Below are 1,393 nucleotides of genomic sequence, written 5' to 3'. Positions count from 1 at the left end.
AGGTAATGCCAGTCAGTTAAGAAATTGACTGGCATTTTCTTGGATATTTTTGTGCTTTAATTTTCACTACTCGCGGACATTGCCTTTGCCTTTTTTCAGGTAATACAAATATTTTAGATTGTTCAAATAATTGCGCTAAATGTTTGGGTAGGTTTCCTGCTGATTCTAAAGGTGTGTGCCTTAAGATATTGATAATACTCATAGATGCAATATGGAAACTGATCCTTAAAGGACTCACCTTTGCATGTTCAGCGATAAACCTCATCTGTCTTCTTAAGATATTATATGCAATAAATACCCCCCACAATTCTTGATAGACCAAATCAGGTTGTTTGCTTCTTAAAATCCTTGCATCCTGTAAATCACTTTTAATTTCCCGATAACACATTTCTATTTCCCAACGCTGGATATAAAGCATTGCAAGGTCTTTGAATGGATAAACTTTAGAATTTGTTAATGATGTAATGTAACGTCTTATTTTTCCTGCATATTCAACTTCAATTAAACGTGCTTCCCAATAGTCACCCAATGACGGATTTATCTTTTTTGCTCTTGCTGAAACAAGCATTTTGATCTGAAAGTCATGGGCCGCATTATGATGAATCACTTCATAACGCAGGTTGTCCTTTGCTCGCATCAACCAATGACTCTCTTCTGCCTGAGATTGCCAGCTCACTAAAAAATCAGCAGAGAAGTAAGCACGATCAAATAGGGTAATACTGCGAACTGGTGCTTTTAATTGACTGGCTAAGGTTAATTCACCTTGATCCATACTGCCCATTTGGGCATCAATCATTTCATGGGTATTGGTATTCACCAGGCAAGTCACTCTAACTTGTGGGTAAGGTGCAGCTGCTGTTTTGCCTTTGGATGAACCAAAGTGCTTAAAGTTTTCTTCTGTATGAGGCATAGACCAAACCACACCATCTACAGCACAAACGCATAGACCGTGAAAGTTGCTATATTGTTGTTGTGAGTCTTTAAACCATGCCTGACTTAATGTCGAAAATAAAGCACTCATGGGTTCTAAGCCTAAGCGTTGTCTTGCTTGTACTGATGCACTCGGTACACAGTATTCTGCCGTACCGAAAACAAGTTGCAATTGTTGAACCACATACCAAATCGGTTGATTTCGAAATAGAGCAAGTCCTATTACCAGCCAAACAACATGTTCAGCAGGCAGTTTTCTTTTTCGAATTGATGCTTTACCTGTTTGGTCTAAGCAATCTTCAATCCAGTTTAAATCAATCAATTCACTGAATTGTGAAAGTGAAGGTAGGGTTTGTTTTAATGTTAAATCTAGATTCTGAGATAAATTCATAAAAAAAGAGCGTATTTACATACGCTCTTTTTACAGCATTTTAACTTTTTTTGCTTAACTGACTGGCATTAC

Annotated in this window: 1 protein-coding gene; it reads right to left on the bottom strand. The window is 37.4% G+C overall.

The annotated features are described in order from the left end of the window. Positions 1 to 16: 16 nt before the first annotated feature. A complete protein-coding gene (locus tag FTV08_RS16030) occupies positions 17 to 1,321 on the bottom strand; it encodes an IS4 family transposase (protein WP_005252158.1) in 1,305 nt (434 codons plus the stop codon). Positions 1,322 to 1,393 lie beyond the last annotated feature (72 nt).

It is taken from the genome of Acinetobacter sp. YH12226 (assembly GCF_013417805.1).
Classification (GTDB): domain Bacteria; phylum Pseudomonadota; class Gammaproteobacteria; order Pseudomonadales; family Moraxellaceae; genus Acinetobacter.
This window is presented reverse-complemented; position numbering and strand designations above follow the sequence as displayed.

Excerpts from the sequence above, each read along its gene's own strand:
- FTV08_RS16030 (WP_005252158.1), bottom strand. The coding sequence starts at position 1,321 with ATGAATTTATCTCAGAATCTAGATTTAACATTAAAACAAACCCTACCT.